The organism is Williamsia phyllosphaerae (assembly GCF_014635305.1).
Lineage (GTDB): Bacteria > Actinomycetota > Actinomycetes > Mycobacteriales > Mycobacteriaceae > Williamsia_A > Williamsia_A phyllosphaerae.
Window position 1 is genome coordinate 13,473 of record NZ_BMCS01000003.1, and the last position, 14,963, is coordinate 28,435.

At 69.4% G+C, this 14,963-nt stretch carries 17 protein-coding genes and 1 tRNA gene; 11 read left to right on the plus strand and 7 right to left on the minus strand.

Annotated elements, in window-relative coordinates:
- Nucleotides 1-44: 44 nt before the first annotated feature.
- Both IEV93_RS18570 and IEV93_RS18575 read right to left on the minus strand, forming a co-directional pair.
- The gene (locus IEV93_RS18570) at nt 45-2,099 is read right to left on the minus strand and encodes an ATP-dependent DNA helicase (RefSeq protein WP_229705327.1); all 2,055 of its coding nucleotides are present in this window, start codon (nt 2,097-2,099) and stop codon (nt 45-47) included.
- Nucleotides 2,096-3,400 (minus strand): nicotinate phosphoribosyltransferase, encoded by a 1,305-nt coding sequence (locus tag IEV93_RS18575; RefSeq protein WP_188491820.1) that lies wholly within the window; start codon nt 3,398-3,400, stop codon nt 2,096-2,098. The genes IEV93_RS18570 and IEV93_RS18575 overlap by 4 nt, the downstream gene beginning before the upstream one ends.
- Before the next feature lie 31 nt (nt 3,401-3,431).
- On the opposite strand from IEV93_RS18575, the gene clpS reads away from it, so the two are divergent.
- The 8 genes from clpS (at nt 3,432) to IEV93_RS18615 (ending at nt 9,331) form a co-directional block, all read left to right on the plus strand.
- A complete protein-coding gene (gene clpS, locus IEV93_RS18580) occupies nt 3,432-3,821 on the plus strand; it encodes an ATP-dependent Clp protease adapter ClpS (RefSeq protein WP_371873886.1) in 390 nt (129 codons plus the stop codon).
- 4 nt (nt 3,822-3,825) lie between these two features.
- Entirely contained in the window at nt 3,826-4,407 is a 582-nt protein-coding gene (gene aosR, locus IEV93_RS18585) for an oxidative stress transcriptional regulator AosR (RefSeq protein WP_188491824.1), read from the plus strand.
- 5 nt (nt 4,408-4,412) lie between these two features.
- A complete protein-coding gene (locus IEV93_RS18590) occupies nt 4,413-5,513 on the plus strand; it encodes a P1 family peptidase (RefSeq protein ID WP_188493155.1) in 1,101 nt (366 codons plus the stop codon).
- 80 nt (nt 5,514-5,593) lie between these two features.
- A complete protein-coding gene (locus IEV93_RS18595; protein WP_188491826.1) occupies nt 5,594-6,268 on the plus strand; it encodes a rhomboid family intramembrane serine protease in 675 nt (224 codons plus the stop codon).
- On the plus strand, nt 6,265-7,068 hold the full coding sequence (murI, locus tag IEV93_RS18600) for a glutamate racemase (protein WP_188491828.1): 804 nt from the start codon (nt 6,265-6,267) through the stop codon (nt 7,066-7,068). Before IEV93_RS18595 ends, murI begins: the two co-directional genes overlap by 4 nt.
- A 49-nt stretch (nt 7,069-7,117) precedes the next feature.
- Entirely contained in the window at nt 7,118-7,882 is a 765-nt protein-coding gene (locus IEV93_RS18605; protein ID WP_188491830.1) for a cyclic nucleotide-degrading phosphodiesterase, read from the plus strand.
- A gap of 43 nt (nt 7,883-7,925) precedes the next feature.
- The gene (gene rph, locus IEV93_RS18610) at nt 7,926-8,687 is read left to right on the plus strand and encodes a ribonuclease PH (protein ID WP_188491832.1); all 762 of its coding nucleotides are present in this window, start codon (nt 7,926-7,928) and stop codon (nt 8,685-8,687) included.
- Nucleotides 8,687-9,331, plus strand: coding sequence for a non-canonical purine NTP pyrophosphatase (locus IEV93_RS18615; protein ID WP_188491834.1), 645 nt, complete (start codon nt 8,687-8,689; stop codon nt 9,329-9,331). The genes rph and IEV93_RS18615 overlap by 1 nt, the downstream gene beginning before the upstream one ends.
- A gap of 10 nt (nt 9,332-9,341) precedes the next feature.
- Here the strand turns inward: IEV93_RS18615 and IEV93_RS18620 are convergent, their stop codons facing one another.
- Together IEV93_RS18620 and IEV93_RS18625 are read right to left on the minus strand one after the other, a co-directional pair.
- Nucleotides 9,342-9,698: a DUF3817 domain-containing protein gene (locus IEV93_RS18620; RefSeq protein ID WP_229705328.1), complete on the minus strand. Its 357-nt coding sequence runs from the start codon at nt 9,696-9,698 to the stop codon at nt 9,342-9,344.
- Entirely contained in the window at nt 9,695-10,111 is a 417-nt protein-coding gene (locus IEV93_RS18625) for a transcriptional regulator (protein ID WP_188491836.1), read from the minus strand. Before IEV93_RS18625 ends, IEV93_RS18620 begins: the two co-directional genes overlap by 4 nt.
- A gap of 61 nt (nt 10,112-10,172) precedes the next feature.
- On the opposite strand from IEV93_RS18625, the gene IEV93_RS18630 reads away from it, so the two are divergent.
- The 3 genes from IEV93_RS18630 (at nt 10,173) to IEV93_RS18640 (ending at nt 12,717) form a co-directional block, all read left to right on the plus strand.
- Nucleotides 10,173-10,255, plus strand: a tRNA-Leu gene (locus IEV93_RS18630).
- 34 nt (nt 10,256-10,289) lie between these two features.
- Nucleotides 10,290-11,675 carry an NAD(P)/FAD-dependent oxidoreductase gene (locus IEV93_RS18635; RefSeq protein WP_229705329.1) on the plus strand — a complete coding sequence of 462 codons (1,386 nt, stop codon included), beginning with the start codon at nt 10,290-10,292 and terminating at the stop codon, nt 11,673-11,675.
- A gap of 64 nt (nt 11,676-11,739) precedes the next feature.
- Complete coding sequence (locus tag IEV93_RS18640; protein WP_188491838.1) at nt 11,740-12,717, plus strand: isopenicillin N synthase family dioxygenase; 978 nt, start codon at nt 11,740-11,742, stop codon at nt 12,715-12,717.
- 9 nt (nt 12,718-12,726) lie between these two features.
- Here IEV93_RS18640 and IEV93_RS18645 read toward each other — a convergent pair whose 3' ends face one another.
- The 3 genes from IEV93_RS18645 to IEV93_RS18655 all read right to left on the minus strand — a co-directional run bounded on the left by IEV93_RS18645 (nt 12,727) and on the right by IEV93_RS18655 (nt 14,963).
- Nucleotides 12,727-13,047: a putative quinol monooxygenase gene (locus tag IEV93_RS18645; RefSeq protein ID WP_188491840.1), complete on the minus strand. Its 321-nt coding sequence runs from the start codon at nt 13,045-13,047 to the stop codon at nt 12,727-12,729.
- A 73-nt stretch (nt 13,048-13,120) separates the two neighbouring features.
- Nucleotides 13,121-14,146, minus strand: coding sequence for an NAD(P)-dependent alcohol dehydrogenase (locus tag IEV93_RS18650; RefSeq protein ID WP_188493158.1), 1,026 nt, complete (start codon nt 14,144-14,146; stop codon nt 13,121-13,123).
- A gap of 46 nt (nt 14,147-14,192) precedes the next feature.
- Nucleotides 14,193-14,963, minus strand: coding sequence for a metal-sulfur cluster assembly factor (locus IEV93_RS18655; protein ID WP_188493174.1), 771 nt, complete (start codon nt 14,961-14,963; stop codon nt 14,193-14,195).

Below are 14,963 nucleotides of genomic sequence, written 5' to 3' on the forward strand. Positions count from 1 at the left end.
GATGACCGGGACTTTGGCGGGAGGACGGTCGGTTGGGCACCGGGTCAGGCGTTCGAGGCCGACGTGTGCAGCCGGGTCAGCGCGGCGCGGACCACGGCCGGGTCGCTGGTCTGCCAGAACGGTGGCAGCGACGCGCGGAGATATCCGCCGTAGCGGGCGGTCACCAGGCGGGGATCGAGGACGGCGACCACGCCGCGGTCGTCGGTGGCACGCAGCAGTCGGCCCGCGCCCTGCGCGAGGAGCAGCGCGGCGTGGTTGGCGGCCACGGCGAGGAAGCCGTTGCCGCCCCGGGCGGCGACCGCGGCCTGGCGTGCGATGAGCAGCGGGTCGTCGGGGCGTGGAAACGGCACCCGGTCGATCAGTACGAGACTCAACGACGGGCCGGGTACGTCGACGCCCTGCCACAGCGACAATGTCCCGAACAAGCAGGTGGACTCGTCGGCGGCGAACTGCGAGATCAGCGTGCCCGTGGCGTTCTCGCCCTGACACAGCACGGGGTGGTCGATGCGTTCGCGGACCAGTGCGGCGGCCTCCTTGGCGGCGCGGATCGACGAGAACAGCCCGAGGGTGCGTCCGCCCGCGCTCTCGATCAGGTCCACCATCTCGTCGATGGTCGCCGGCGCGATCCCGGCACGCCCCGGCGGGTCGAGGTGAGCGGCGACGTAGAGGATCGCCGAGGTCCGGTAGTTGAACGGCGACCCGACATCGACGCCCTGCCACCGGAACGTGTCGCCGTCGGCGGGCACCGGGGTGCCGGTCGCGGTGAGGTCGGACAGCGGCGCGGTGGTGTCGGCGCCGCGCCCGGAGATCGGCAGTCCCCAGTTGGCGGCCAGGCTGTCGAACGTGCCGCCGATGGTCAGGGTCGCGGAGGTGAGGATCGCGGTGGTCTCGTTGAACAACGACGACCGCAGCAACCCGCCGACCGACAGCGGCGCGATGCGGATGACCGGCCGACGTTCGTCGCGGACGAGGTCCTCGGCGGTCCACACGACGTCCCGGCGCTTCGACTCGTCGGGCTCGTCGAAGGCGCCGAGGAGGCGGACCGCGTTGTCGTGCAGGTCGTCGAGCGCGGTGATGGCGGCCGAGCGGGCGGCCGCGCCGTCGGGATCGGCGTTCCCGCGGGCGGGGCCGATCGCCGATCGTGCGCGCCACAGTCGGTCGCGCAGACCGGCGAAGGTCTCGGCCGCGCCGTCGGGCAGCCGGGTCCAGCGACCGGGCGGCGTCACGTCGAGCAACTGTGCGACGAGCTCACCCGCGCCTGCGATGTCGTCGGCGAGTTCTTCGTCGATCAGCTTCCCGCAGCGGCGCGCGACCCCGGCGACGGTGCCGGGGGAGATCTCCGCGGTCGCCACCGAGGTGATCCGGTCCACCAGCTCGTGTGCCTCGTCGACGATGACCACGTCGTGCTCGGGCAGGACGTTGAATCCGCTCATCGCGTCGATCGCGAGCATCGCGTGGTTGGTGACGACCACGTCGGCCGATCCCGCCTCGGCCCGCGCCAGTTCGGCGAAGCAGTCCGTGCCGTAGGTGCAGTTCGTCGCGCCCAGGCACTCACGGGCGCTGACGCTGATCTGCTTCCAGGAGCGGTCGAGGACGGCGAGTGGGAGTTCGTCCCGATCGCCGCTCTCGGTGTCGCTCACCCATTCACGCAACCGGACCACCTCGCGCCCCACCCGGGACATGGTGAACGCGTCGAACAGCTCGTCGGTCTGTTCCTCGGCCTCGCCGCTGTGCACCTTGTTCAGGCACACGTAGTTCGACCGGCCCTTGAGGATGGCGAAGGTCGGCGCCCGGCCCAGCGGCTTGGTCAGCGCCTTGGCCAGTCGTGGCAGGTCGCGCTCGATGAGCTGGCGCTGCAGGGCGATCGTCGCGGTGGAGACGACCACCGTGGTGCCCGAGTCGACCGCGTGGCGCAGCGCGGGGACCAGGTAGGCCAGCGACTTACCGGTACCGGTTCCGGCCTGGACCGCGAGGTGCTCGCCGGTGTCGATCGCGGTGGACACCGCCGACGCCATCCGCACCTGGCCGTCGCGGTGCGCTCCGCCGAGTGCGGACACGGCGGATTCGAGGAGGGTGGTGACCGGGGGCAGCTGGGTCACGGCAGGGCGAAGCGGGTGGGGATGGCGGGTTCGCCGCGCGAGAGGCCCAATCCCTCCCACGGCAGGCTGACGAGCGCGTCGGCGAGATGGTCGCGGCCCTCGGTGAGGGTGGGCAGGCCGTCGACGGGTTCGCCGTCGCGGACCAGTGGGATCTGCAGGTCGGTCGTGGCCAGACCGCCGGTGTCCGGGACCGCACCGCCCGCCGGGTAGATGATCTCCTCGACGATGGTCCCGGTCGAGCGCGCCGACCGTGCCGCGGCCTTCGCGCCGCCGCGTGACTCCTTGTGGCTGGACCGCTTGGCGACACCGATGCCGTCGACCTCGACCAGTTTGTAGACCATGCCCGCGGTGGGAGCGCCGCTGCCGGTGACCAGCGAGGTCCCGACCCCGTACGCGTCGACGGGCTCCGCGCGCAGTGCGGCGATCGCGTACTCGTCGAGGTCGCCGGAGACCACGATGCGGGTGTCGTGCGCGCCGAGATCGTCGAGTTGCGCGCGCACCTGACGGGCCAGCACCCCGAGATCGCCGGAGTCGATGCGGACACCGCCGAGTCCGGTGCCGGCGACCTCGATCGCGTTGATCACGCCCTGGGTGATGTCGTAGGTGTCCACGAGCAGAGTCGTCCCGACACCGAGCGCGTCAACCTGCGCGGCGAACGCCGCGCGCTCGTCGGGGCCGTCCGGCCCGGTGTGGGCGAGGGTGAACGAATGGGCACTGGTGCCGGCGCCGGGGACCCCGTAGCGTCGCGTCGCCTCGAGGTTCGACGTCGAGGCCATCCCGGCCAGGTACGCCGCGCGTGCGCTCGCCACCGCCGCCGACTCGTGGGTCCGACGTGACCCCATCTCGATGATCGGCCGGTTCCCCGCCGCGGTCACCATGCGGGCCGCGGCCGAGGCGATGGCGCTGTCGTGGTTCAGCACCGACAGCACCAGCGTCTCGAGCAGCACCGCCTCGGCGAAGGTGGATCGGACGCTGAGGATGGGGGAGCCCGGGAAGAACAGCTCGCCCTCGCGATAGCCGTCGATCGAGCCGCCGAAGCGGTAGTCGCGCAACCAGTCGAGGGTGTCGGCATCGACGGAATCGGCCAGCGCGCGCAGTTGCTCGTCGCCGAACCGGAATCCGGCGAGGGCATCGATGACACGGCCGGTACCGGCCACGACGCCGAAACGACGACCGTCGGGGAGGCGGCGGGCGAACACCTCGAACGTGCACGACCGATGAGCGGTGCCGTCCCGTAGGGCGGCCGACACCATCGTCAGTTCATACCGATCGGTGAACATCGCTGTGTTCTCGGCGCTCACAATCACCTACCCTGGGGCCATGCGCGGACTGATGACGACCGCACGCGTACGCACCGCAGCAGGGCCGGTTGATCGCCGGACCGAGGCCAGATCGGAGCGTCGGATCACGCTCGACGGTCAGGATGAGGCTACCCCGGCGGGTACCGCGGTGGCCGAACCCGACACGGCCGATGCCGGCACCGCGATCGACCGTCCGTGGGTCACGATCGTGTGGGACGACCCGGTCAACCTGATGCGCTACGTGACGTTCGTGTTCCAGAAGGTGTTCGGCTACTCCGAGACACGGGCGTCGCAGCTGATGATGCTCGTGCACACCGAGGGCAAGGCGGTGGTCTCCAGCGGGGACCGCGACAAGATGGAGATCGACGTGCGCAAACTCCAGTCCGCCGGCCTGTGGGCGACCATGCAGCGGGACACCTGAGCGGGTGCAGAACTGGAGACGACGGGGCCGCGGCAGCTCGATCCGGATCACCACGCGGCTGGACGCCCACGAGAGTGAGCTCATCGCGTCGTTGGTGACGTCGATGACCGAGCTGCTCGACGAGCGATCCGACAGCGCCCCCACCGATGATCTGTCCGCGATCACCGGTATCGAGACCGGGCACTCGACCCCACCCGACGACGCCACCCTGGGACGGCTGCTGCCGGATTTCCATCGGCCCGATCAGGATCGCGAACTCGGCGCCGACACCGTCAACGGAGATCTCAACGGTGCCCTGCGCAGCGTGCACGAGCCACACATCATCGCCGCCAAATCCGAAGCGGCACAGACGGTCCTGGCGACCCTGCCGCCCGGGGGCGGTGACGTGTCGCTGACTCCGGCGCAGGCCGAGCAGTGGCTGACCGCCGTGAACGACGTGCGCCTGGCCCTCGGCGCCATGCTCGGTGTCACCGAGAACACCCCCGACCAACTCCCGTCCGACGACCCCCAGGCCGCCCACCTCGACGTCTACCACTGGCTGACCGTCGTGCAGGAGCTGCTCGTCGTCGCCCTGATGGGCAAGTGACCTCGATGATCGGGTTCCGCACCAGCCCGACCGACTCGCTCGGGGACGTCGAAGGGATCACCGTCGGGCACGCCGACCGGCTCGACGACGACGTGCGAGTCGCCACCGACGACGTGCCCGGGGTGGGTTGGGCGACCGGTGTCACCGTGGTGTTGCTGCCCACGGGTGCGATCGCCGCGGTGGACGTGCGCGGCGGCGGTCCGGGAACCCGCGAGACCGATCTGCTCGATCCGTCGAACACGGTGCAGACCGCGCACGCGATCGTCCTGTCCGGCGGCAGCGCGTACGGACTGGCGGCGGCCGACGGCGTCATGACCGAACTCGGTTCGGCCGGAGTCGGACTGGCGATGAACCCGTTCGGGGACGTGGTGCCGATCGTGCCCGCCGCGGTCATCTTCGACCTTCCCGTCGGTGCGTGGACGGCACGACCCGACGCCGACTTCGGCGCGCGTGCGGTCCGCGCGGCCGACCGTCGCTTCGCCGTCGGGTCGGTGGGCGCGGGCACCGGTGCGCGCGCCGGGGTCCTCAAAGGCGGTGTCGGGACCGCGGGCGTCGTCCTGGACACGCCGGCCGCCCCGGGCGTGACGGTGTCGGCGCTGATGGTGGCGAACCCGGTGGGTGATGTGCTGGACCCGACGACCGGTCTGCCGTGGGGCGCCACCGACGCCGACCTCGACCACCATCGGTTGCGCAGCCCCGACGACGCCGAGCTCGACGCCTACCGGGCGCTGCGTGCCAAGTCCACGGTCCTCAACACCACCATCGGTGTCGTCGCCACCGACGCCCGTCTCGACGCCGCGTCCACCCGGCGCGTCGCGATGGCCGCGCACGACGGCATCGCCCACGCCATCCGTCCGGCCCACTCGCCGTTGGACGGCGACACCGTCTTCGCGGTCGCCACCGGTGAGCGGGTCGTGCCACCGCGACCCGAGGTCCCGGCGGGCATGAACCCCGACGTCGCGGTGCTCGCGGCCGTGTGTGAGGCCGCCGCGGTGGTGGTCCGTCGCGCCATCGTCGCCGCGGTCCTCGCCGCCGACCCCGTCGCCGCAATACCGTCTCTGGGCACGACGCTGCCCTCGGCCTGCTCTCCATCAGGCCGGATCTGATCGATCGCAGCCGGTACCCTCGAGGAGGCAGAGGCCGCGCCGCAGGGTCGGCTCTGGGCGTGAGGCGAGGAGCCGAGAACATGACCGGATACGACGCACCGACCGTGGACGCGACGGGTCGCCGCCCGCTCTGGATCCGCTCGGCGGTCGTCATGGCCGTCATCATCGCGACGCTGTACGTCGTCGAGGCCATCGACACCGCCATGAACAACCGGCTCGACGCCGACGGGATCGTCTCCCGCGACGCCGACGGACTGGTCGGCATCGTGTTCTCGCCGTTCCTGCACGACGGGTTCGCGCACCTGACCTCGAACGCCGTTCCGGGCGCGGTACTCGGGTTCCTGTTGTTGCTCGCGCGTCGGTTCGTGATCGCGACCGCGGTGGTGTGGATCGTCTCGGGCGTCGGGGTGTGGCTGTTCGGCCCCGCCGGTGCCATCACCATCGGCGCGTCCGGGATCATCTTCGGGTGGCTGGCCTTCCTGCTGGTCCGCGGACTGTTCAACCGTTCGCCGCTGCAGATCCTCCTCGGCGTCCTGCTGTTCCTCGTGTACGGCTCGGTACTGTTGGGTGTGCTCCCGAACAACAACGGCGTGTCCTGGCAGGCACATCTGTTCGGCGCGATCGGTGGGGTCCTGGCGGCTTCACTGCTCGCCGGCCGCGACCGTCGCAGCCGACAGCGTGATCCCGCGGCGGCGTCGACTCAGCTGTTCGGCGGGGACCCGACCACCTCGCCCCGTGGGACACTGCCTCGGTGACCGAGGGAAACATCGACGCACCGATCGGCATCTTCGATTCCGGTGTCGGCGGGCTCACCGTGGCCCGGGCCATCGTCGACCAACTCCCCGACGAGGACATCCTCTACGTCGGCGACACCGGCAACGGGCCCTACGGGCCGCTGACGATCCCCGACATCCGCGCGCACGCGCTGGCGATCGGTGACGACCTCGTCGAGCGAGGGGTCAAGGCGTTGGTGATCGCCTGCAACACAGCGTCATCGGCCTGCCTGCGCGATGCCCGGGAGCGGTATCCGGTGCCGGTGATCGAGGTCATCCTGCCCGCGGTCCGCCGGGCCGTCGCCACCACGAGGTCGGGTCGGATCGGGGTCATCGGAACCTCGGCCACCGTGGCGTCACGCGCCTACGACGACGCCTTCGCCGCCGCCCCCCATGCCGAGATCACCTCGGTCGCGTGTCCGCGGTTCGTCGATTTCGTCGAGCGCGGCATCACGTCGGGACGGCAGATCCTCGGCCTCGCCGAGGGATACCTCGAACCGCTGCAGCAGGCGCGCGTCGACACCGTCGTGCTGGGCTGCACCCACTACCCGCTGCTGTCGGGGGTCATCCAACTGGCGATGGGCGACGAGGTGACGCTCGTGTCCAGCGCCGAGGAGACCGCCAAGGACGTGGTGCGGGTGCTGACCCGCAACGACCTGCTGCACCCGCACACCGACCGCCAGGCGCAGCGCGTGTTCACCGCGACGGGGGACCCGGTGTCGTTCGCGCGTCTGTCCACCCGATTCCTCGGACCGTCCATCGGGCAGATCCAACACGCATAAAGCGCCATCGTCGGTGCTGTGTGGCGCGTCACGTGGCACAGTGAACGACATGCGACTGACCGTCCTGGGGAGCTCCGGCAGTGTTGCCGGGCCGGATTCACCGGCCTCGGGGTACCTCCTCACCGTGCCCGGCGAACAGCCCGTCGTGCTCGATTTCGGGCCCGGCGTACTGGGTGCGCTGCAACAGCACTCCGACCCCAACGCCGTCGCGGTGATGCTCAGTCATCTGCACGCGGATCACTGCCTGGATCTGCCCGGCATGCTGGTCTGGCGCCGCTACCATCCGGTGCCCGCCACCGCCCGCGCGCCGATGTACGGGCCCGGCGGGACCGCGATCCGGATCGGCGCGGCCTCCTCGGAGTTCGCGGGTGCGGTCGACGACATCACCGACACCTTCGACGTCCGTACCTGGGTCGACGGCGAGGCCGTCGAGATCGGCGGCATGACCGTTCTCCCGCGCCGGGTCCTGCACCCGCCGGAGACGTACGGGCTGCGGATCACCGGGCCGGCGGGGGAGGTGCTGGCGTTCAGTGGCGACAGCGCCGTGTGCGACACCCTCGTGACGCTGGCCGCCGACGCCGACGTCTTCCTCTGCGAGGCCTCCTGGACCCACGCACCGTCCGAGCGTCCGCCGGAGCTGCACCTGTCGGGTACCGAGGCCGGCGACATCGCTCGGCGTGCAGGAGTGAAATCGCTGCTGCTGACCCACATCCCGCCGTGGACGAGCACCGAGGACGTGCTCGCCGAGGCCCGCGCCGCGTACTCGGGTCCGGTCAGTGTCGCGCGGCCCGGGCTGGTCGTCGACGTCGCATGACCGAGCCGTCCGGCCACACCGGGGTGTCGTTAGAGTTGATTCCGTGAGCAGACGCGCAGACGGCAGAGCAGACGACGAGATGCGGGCGGTCCGCATCACCCGAGGATTCACCAACCACCCGGCGGGCTCGGTGCTCGTGGAGTTCGGGCAGACGCGGGTGATGTGCACGGCCAGCGTGGAAGAAGGCGTCCCCCGCTGGCGCCGCGGGTCGGGACTGGGTTGGCTGACCGCCGAGTACTCGATGCTGCCCGCCGCCACGCACAGTCGGTCCCAGCGTGAATCGGTCAAGGGCAAGATCGGTGGTCGCACCCACGAGATCAGTCGACTCATCGGCCGGTCGTTGCGTGCCTGCATCGATCTCGCGGCGCTGGGGGAGAACACCATCGCCCTCGACTGCGATGTGCTGCAGGCCGACGGCGGGACCCGGACCGCCGCCATCACCGGTGCCTATGTGGCCCTCGTCGACGCGGTGGCGTTCCTCAACGCCCGCGGCAAACTGGCCGACCCCCAGCCGATCTCGTGCGCCATCGCGGCGGTCAGTGTCGGTGTCGTGGACGGCCGCGTCCGACTCGACCTGCCCTACGAGGAGGACTCGCGCGCCGAGGTCGACATGAACGTCGTCACCACCGACGCGGGGACCCTCGTGGAGATCCAGGGCACCGGCGAGGGCGCGACGTTCGCGCGAGCGACCCTGGACAAGATGCTCGACCTCGCCGCGATCGGCACCGAGCGCCTGTTCGAGGCGCAGCGTGCGGCCCTCGACGCCCCGCGGCCCACGAGCACCGCCGAGCCCGTCGCGGACTGATGCCGACGACCCTGCTGCTGGCCAGCCGCAACGCCAAGAAGCTCGCCGAGCTGAAGCGACTGATGGTGACCGAGGCGATCGAGGGCATCGACGTCGTGGGACTCGACGAGGTGCCGCCGTTCGACGAGGCGCCCGAGATCGGCGCGACGTTCGAGGCCAACGCGCTCGCGAAGGCGGTCGACGGGTGCGCCGCGACCGGGTTGGCGTGCCTGGCCGACGACTCCGGTCTCGAGGTCGACGCCCTGCGCGGGATGCCGGGGGTGCTCTCGGCGCGGTGGTCGGGCCGCCACGGCGACGATCAGGCGAACGTCGACCTGCTTCTCGGTCAGATGACGGACGTGCCGGACGAGCGCAGGGGAGGTGCCTTCGTCTCCGCCTGCGCGGTGGTCACGCCCGACGGTGCACAGACCGTCGTCCGCGGGGAATGGCGCGGGCATGTGGCGCGCGCCCCGCTGGGGGACAACGGATTCGGTTACGACCCGATCTTCGTGCCCGACGACGACGCCGACCGTGGGGCGGGAACCGTCGCCGGCCGTACGGCCGCACAGCTGTCCGCCGCCGAGAAGGACGCGCTCAGTCACCGCTCCCGGGCGCTCGAACAGCTCATCCCGTTGCTGCGGGAGCTCGGATCTCTCGGCGGCTGAACCGCGGCCCTCAGACCGAGAACTGGGACTTGATCTCCCGGGTCCGGACATGCTCGACGTAGAACGACAGGAACGGGATCGTGCCGGCCAGCAGCGTGAACGCAGCCTTGCCGACGGGCCACCGGACCTTGATGGCCAGATCGAGCGCCATGATCAGGTACACGAAGTAGACCCAGCCGTGCACGATGGGCACGAAATCCAACGCGGCGACATCGAATCCGTACTTGAGCACCAACTCGACGACCAGCAGCAGCAGCCACAGACCAGTGATCCACGCCATCACCCGGTAGCGCAGCAGTGCGCTGCGTATCTTGTCCGGGGTGGCGGTCGCCTTCGACGCCAGCGACGGCTCGGGTGATGAGGTCACGGGTTCTCCTGCTGTGCGGGGCCGGGCTCGCTGCTCGCGAGTTCGGACAGATAACGGTTGTACTCGGCCAGGTCGCGGATCTCGGGCGGGGAGTCGTCGTCAGCGGTGACGCGGGCCGCGGTCCCGGGGCGCGGGGGGAGCAGATCGGCGGGTATCTCGGTCGCGCCCTGTGTCCGGGGCGAGAGCTTCGCGACCTCGTCGGGGTCGCTCTCGAGGACCACGAACCGGCGGTACGCGTAGATGAACATGACCCCGAACGCCGGCCACTGCAGCGCGTATCCGAGGTTCTGACCGCTACCCGAGGACGACTCGAACCGGCTCCACTGCCACCAGGCGAGCCCGAGGCAGGCGACGGCCGCGACGACGACCAGCACGATCAGTGCAGGCCTGTGTCGACGTTTCCCTTCTGGCATGGGATCGACGGTACCTGCAGCCCGAATCCGGCAGGTCAACCGGTAACGTGACGATGCACACGCGCGAGTGGCGGAATGGCAGACGCGCTGGATTTAGGTTCCAGTGTCCGACAGGACGTGGGGGTTCAAGTCCCCCCTCGCGCACGGAAGTCCCAGAACCGCGACGTTCGGAGAACCCGTGAGCATCGATGTCGACTATCTCGTGATCGGTGCCGGCGCGATGGGCATGGCCTTCGTCGACGTGATCCTCACCGAGACCGATGCCACCGTCGCTCTCGTCGACCGGTACGACCGCCCGGGCGGACACTGGACGCTCGCGTACCCGTACGTCCGCCTACATCAGCCGTCGGCGTTCTACGGGATCAACTCGCGTCGGCTCGGAGTCGACCGTGTCGACACCGTCGGTCCGAACAGTGGTCACTACGAACTCGCATCGGGCGCCGAGGTGGTCGCCTACTTCGACCAGATCATCAGCCAGCAGTTCCTTCCGACCGGACGTTTCCACTACCTGCCGATGAGCGAGAGCACCGACGACGGCGTCGTCACCTCTGTCCTCACCGGCGCGCGACAGGAGGTCCGGGCGCGAACCGTCGTGGACGCGACCTACAGCCGCGTCACCGTCCCGTCGATGCGTGCGCCCGCGTTCCCGGTGAGCCCGGAGGTGCGCTGGATGGCGCCCAACGAACTCCCCGAGATCACGCGGCCGGCCGACGGGTACGTGGTCGTCGGTGCGGGCAAGACCGGGATCGACGCGTGTCTGTGGCTGCTGGGTCGAGGGGTGGAGCCCGACGACATCCGGTGGGTCGTGCCGCGCGACTCGTGGTTGCTGGACCGCAAGAACATCCAGCCGGTCGAGGGTTTCTTCGACAGCACCGTCGGCGGATACGCGCTGCAACTGGAGGCGTCGGCGGAGGCGGAATCGGTCGACGACCTCTTCGACCGGCTCGAGGCGACCGGACAGCTCCTGCGCGTGGACCCGCAGATCCGCCCGACGATGTACCGCTGCGCGACGGTGTCGGTGGCCGAACTGCACGAACTGCGCCGAATCACCGGGGTGATCCGACTCGGGCGCGTCCGTTCGGTGGACGACGACACGATCCACCTCGACGACGGCGACGTCGAAACCACGGTGAACACGGTCCACATCGACTGCACTGCCGACGGACTGCAGCGCCGCCCCGAGACGCCGGTGTTCGCGGACAACCGCATCACCCTGCAGAGCATCAGGACGTGTCAACAGGTGTTCAGCGCAGCGCTCATCGCGCACATCGAGGCGAGCGGTTCCGACGACGAGCACAAGAACTCGCTCTGCGCGGTGATCGCGCACCCCGACTCCGACATCGACTGGCTGCGAACCACTCTCGCGAACACCCGGTCCCTCACTCGGTGGGCGCGCGAACCCGGACTCGGTGAATGGCTCGAGGCGTCTCGCTTGAACAGCATGCGCATCGGCGACGCGAGCAAGCTCACGCCCGAGCAGATGGAGGTGTCCATGCGCGTGCTGCGGAACTTGGGTCGCGCCATCCGTAACCTCGATCGATTGCTCGAGGGGTCCCCGGCGTAGTGGCCTTGCGTTCTCCGTGAGTCGGAGAGTGGACGATCGGGCTGTCCGCGGCCAGCATGGAGGCATGCTCCCCGTCCTGGACCTGTCGACCGCCGACGCCGACCCGGATGCGTTCCGAACCGCTGTCCGCGAGGCCGCGCACACCCACGGGTTCTTCTATCTCGTCGGCCACGGGTTCGGTTCTGACCGTTTCGACGAGGTGCTCAGCCTGGCCCGGCAGTTCTTCGCGCTGCCTGCCGAGGAGAAGGACGAGATCAGCCAGCTCGAGAGCCCGCACTTCCGGGGCTGGTCGCGACTCGGTGGCGAGCTGACCAACGGCGCGGTGGACTGGCGCGAACAGATCGACATCGGACCGCAGCGTCCGGCCGTCGTCGACGCCGAGGGGTACTGGAACCTGCAGGGTCCCAACCTGTGGCCGACCAACCCACCGGGGTTCCGGCGCGCGTTCGAACGGTGGTCCGACGACCTTGCCGAGGTGGGGATGCGACTGCTGCGCCAGTGGGCCGTGTCCCTGGGTGCCACCGAGGACCACTTCGACGCCGCGTTCGCGGACGCGCCCGCGACCCTGATGAAGGTCGTGCGCTACCCGGGCAGCGCCGAGCACCCACAGGGGGTGGGCGCGCACAAGGACTCCGGGGTGCTGACCCTGCTGCTGGTGGAACCGGGGTCGACCGGTCTTCAGGTGCAGACCGGCGACGACAGATGGATCGACGCCCCGCCGCTGGAGGGGGCGTTCATCGTCAACACCGGTGAGCTGCTCGAGGTGGCGTCCGGCGGCTACCTGCGGGCCACCCGTCATCGGGTCCTCGCGCCCCGGCCGGGCACCGACCGGATCTCGATCCCGTACTTCTTCAACCCGGCCCTCGACGCCGTGATCGACATCATCGATTTGCCCGAAGGACTGGCCGACCTCGCGCACGGCGTCGAGGCGGATCCGGACAACCCGATCTTCTCCACCTACGGGGAGAACGCCTGGAAATCACGCACGCGGGCGCACCCGGATGTCGCGGAACGACATCACGGGATTCCGCCCGCGCGCTGATGACTCGGGTCAGTCGACCTGCATCTCGCCCATCGGACCCCAGCCCTCTGCGCCGATCTTCTCGCTGATGATCTTCGGTGTGTGCGCCAGGTACTGCGGCAGCTCGGAGACGGCCTTCTGGAAATGATCGCTACCGACGTGTGCCTCGGCGGCGTCGTCGGCGAAGCCCTCGGTGAGGACGTATTCGTTCGGGTTGTCGAGGCTGCGCGCCCAGTCGAAGAACAGGTTGCCCTCCTCGCCGCGGGTGTTCGCGGTGAACTCGGCGACCAGCTCGGGCCACCGGTCCGTGAACTCGGGCTTCGTCTCGAATTTCACGACGATCAAAATCATGGATGCGCTCCTGGGATGTGGTGAACGGTTCCCTGCCACGGTACGTGGCGGACTCGATCGGTCGACCGGATCTTCACGGGGTGAGGATGGCGCGACCACGGACGTTGCCGGCGTCGAGATCGTCGATCGCACTCTGGAAGTCGTCGAGCGAGTATTTCGCGGTGTGGAGGTTCACCGCGCCGCGCGCCGCCAGCTGCATCAGGTCGCACAGATCGTTGTACGAGCCGACCAGGTTGCCCACGATGTTCTTCTCGGCCGAGATCAGATCGATGGACGGGACGTCGATGTTCTCGCCGTACCCGACGATGTGATAATCGCCCGCTGGCCGTGTCATCGCCAGACCCTCTGCGGTCGTTCCGTTTTCGCCGACGAAGTCGATCACGACCTCGGCACCGTTCCCGCCCGTCATCTCCAGGATCTGCTCCACCTGGGTGCCGTCGGCCACGATCCCTCGGTCGGCGCCGATGGATTCCGCCAACTTCAGCGCCTGTTCGTTGCGGTCGACGACGATCAGTTCGGCGGGAGTCAGAGCTTTGAGAACCTGGATCCCGATGTGCCCCAGTCCTCCTGCGCCGATCACCACGCATTTGTCGCGAGGGGTGAGCCGCTTCGCGGCCTTGGCCGCCGCGTGGTACGCGGTGAGCCCGGCATCTGCGAGCGCCGCCACATCAGCGGGCTCGAGTGCGTCGTCGATTTTGACGACACTGCGTGCCGAGGTCTTGATGTACTCCGCGTAGCCACCGTTGGTGTCGATCCCGGGGAACTGGTTGACCTCGCAGTGCACGTCGTCGCCGGACCGGCAGGCCCGGCACAGGCCGCACGTGATGAGCGGGTGCAGGATCACCTTGTCGCCCTCGGCCACGTTGGTGACCGCAGAGCCGACCGCTGCGACCCAGCCGGCGTTCTCGTGTCCGATCGTGTACGGGAGCGTCACCTGGGATTTCTCGGCCCACTGGCCCTCGAGGATGTGCAGATCGGTACGGCAGACGCCGGCCCCTCCGATCTTCACCACCACGTCGAACGGTCCGCTCGGGGTGGGGATCGGGAGCTCGGTCATCTCGAGTTTCTGGTGGTAGCCGACCACCTGGACGGCGCGCATCGTGCTCATGGGGTGTTCCTTGTCTTCACAGGTTCGGGTGGGGGAGTCAGGCGGGCATGGTGAGCGCGGACAGCGGGACGAAGGTCCCGGTGTCGGACGGGGTGTCGCCCGCGGTGCGCGGACCGACCGCGTCGTCGCCGTAGCGGGTCCGGAGCAGACCGCGACAGAAGTGTGCGTTGCCGTCGATGGAGATGCGGGTCGAGCGTGCGCGTCGCAGGGCCATCGGAACGGCGTCCGGTGCGTACCCGACGCCGCGGTGATCGACCATCACCAGATCGTCTGCCTCGGTCGACAATCCGATGCTACGACGTCTCCGTAACAACGACTCGGTGATGTCGTCGGCGGGCAGGGCGTCGAGACGCACCGCCCCCAGCTCCGAGACGTCGAACTCGCGATCACACCGCAGGATCGCAGTGAGGCAACGCTCCATCGCGGCGGTGTGTGCCTTGCGGAGAAACGTCTCGCGGAGTTCGGACAGATCGTCGAGGGCCTCGTGCCGAAAGGTACCGCGGTAGCCGGCGTCGGCCGCCAGTCCGGTGTTGATGATGTCGGAGTCGTGGTGATCGTCGAGTTCCACCGTGACCGAGCCCGTCCACTCCAACGCCGTCAGTACGTCTTTGGCGTCCGACGCCATCAGATACGCGAAGTTCGGTGCACAGAACGACGTCGGCAGACGCAGGTGCACCGACACCGCGCCGTCGGCGGAGACCTCGAGGGACCGGACGAACCCGAGGTCGGTGATGGGCTCGTCGAGTTCGGGATCGATCACCACGTCGAGCGCATGCCACGCCGAGTCGCGTCGTTGCTGATCGTCCAT

Coding starts and splice junctions, on each gene's coding strand:
- clpS (WP_371873886.1), top strand. CDS start 3,432: ATGACGACCGCACGCGTACGCACCGCAGCAGGGCCGGTTGATCGCCGG.
- IEV93_RS18590 (WP_188493155.1), top strand. CDS start 4,413: ATGATCGGGTTCCGCACCAGCCCGACCGACTCGCTCGGGGACGTCGAA.
- IEV93_RS18595 (WP_188491826.1), top strand. CDS start 5,594: ATGACCGGATACGACGCACCGACCGTGGACGCGACGGGTCGCCGCCCG.
- IEV93_RS18605 (WP_188491830.1), top strand. CDS start 7,118: ATGCGACTGACCGTCCTGGGGAGCTCCGGCAGTGTTGCCGGGCCGGAT.
- IEV93_RS18615 (WP_188491834.1), top strand. CDS start 8,687: ATGCCGACGACCCTGCTGCTGGCCAGCCGCAACGCCAAGAAGCTCGCC.
- IEV93_RS18625 (WP_188491836.1), bottom strand. CDS start 10,111: ATGCCAGAAGGGAAACGTCGACACAGGCCTGCACTGATCGTGCTGGTC.
- IEV93_RS18640 (WP_188491838.1), top strand. CDS start 11,740: ATGCTCCCCGTCCTGGACCTGTCGACCGCCGACGCCGACCCGGATGCG.
- IEV93_RS18645 (WP_188491840.1), bottom strand. CDS start 13,047: ATGATTTTGATCGTCGTGAAATTCGAGACGAAGCCCGAGTTCACGGAC.
- IEV93_RS18650 (WP_188493158.1), bottom strand. CDS start 14,146: ATGCGCGCCGTCCAGGTGGTCGGCTACCACCAGAAACTCGAGATGACC.
- IEV93_RS18655 (WP_188493174.1), bottom strand. CDS start 14,963: ATGGACGATCAGCAACGACGCGACTCGGCGTGGCATGCGCTCGACGTG.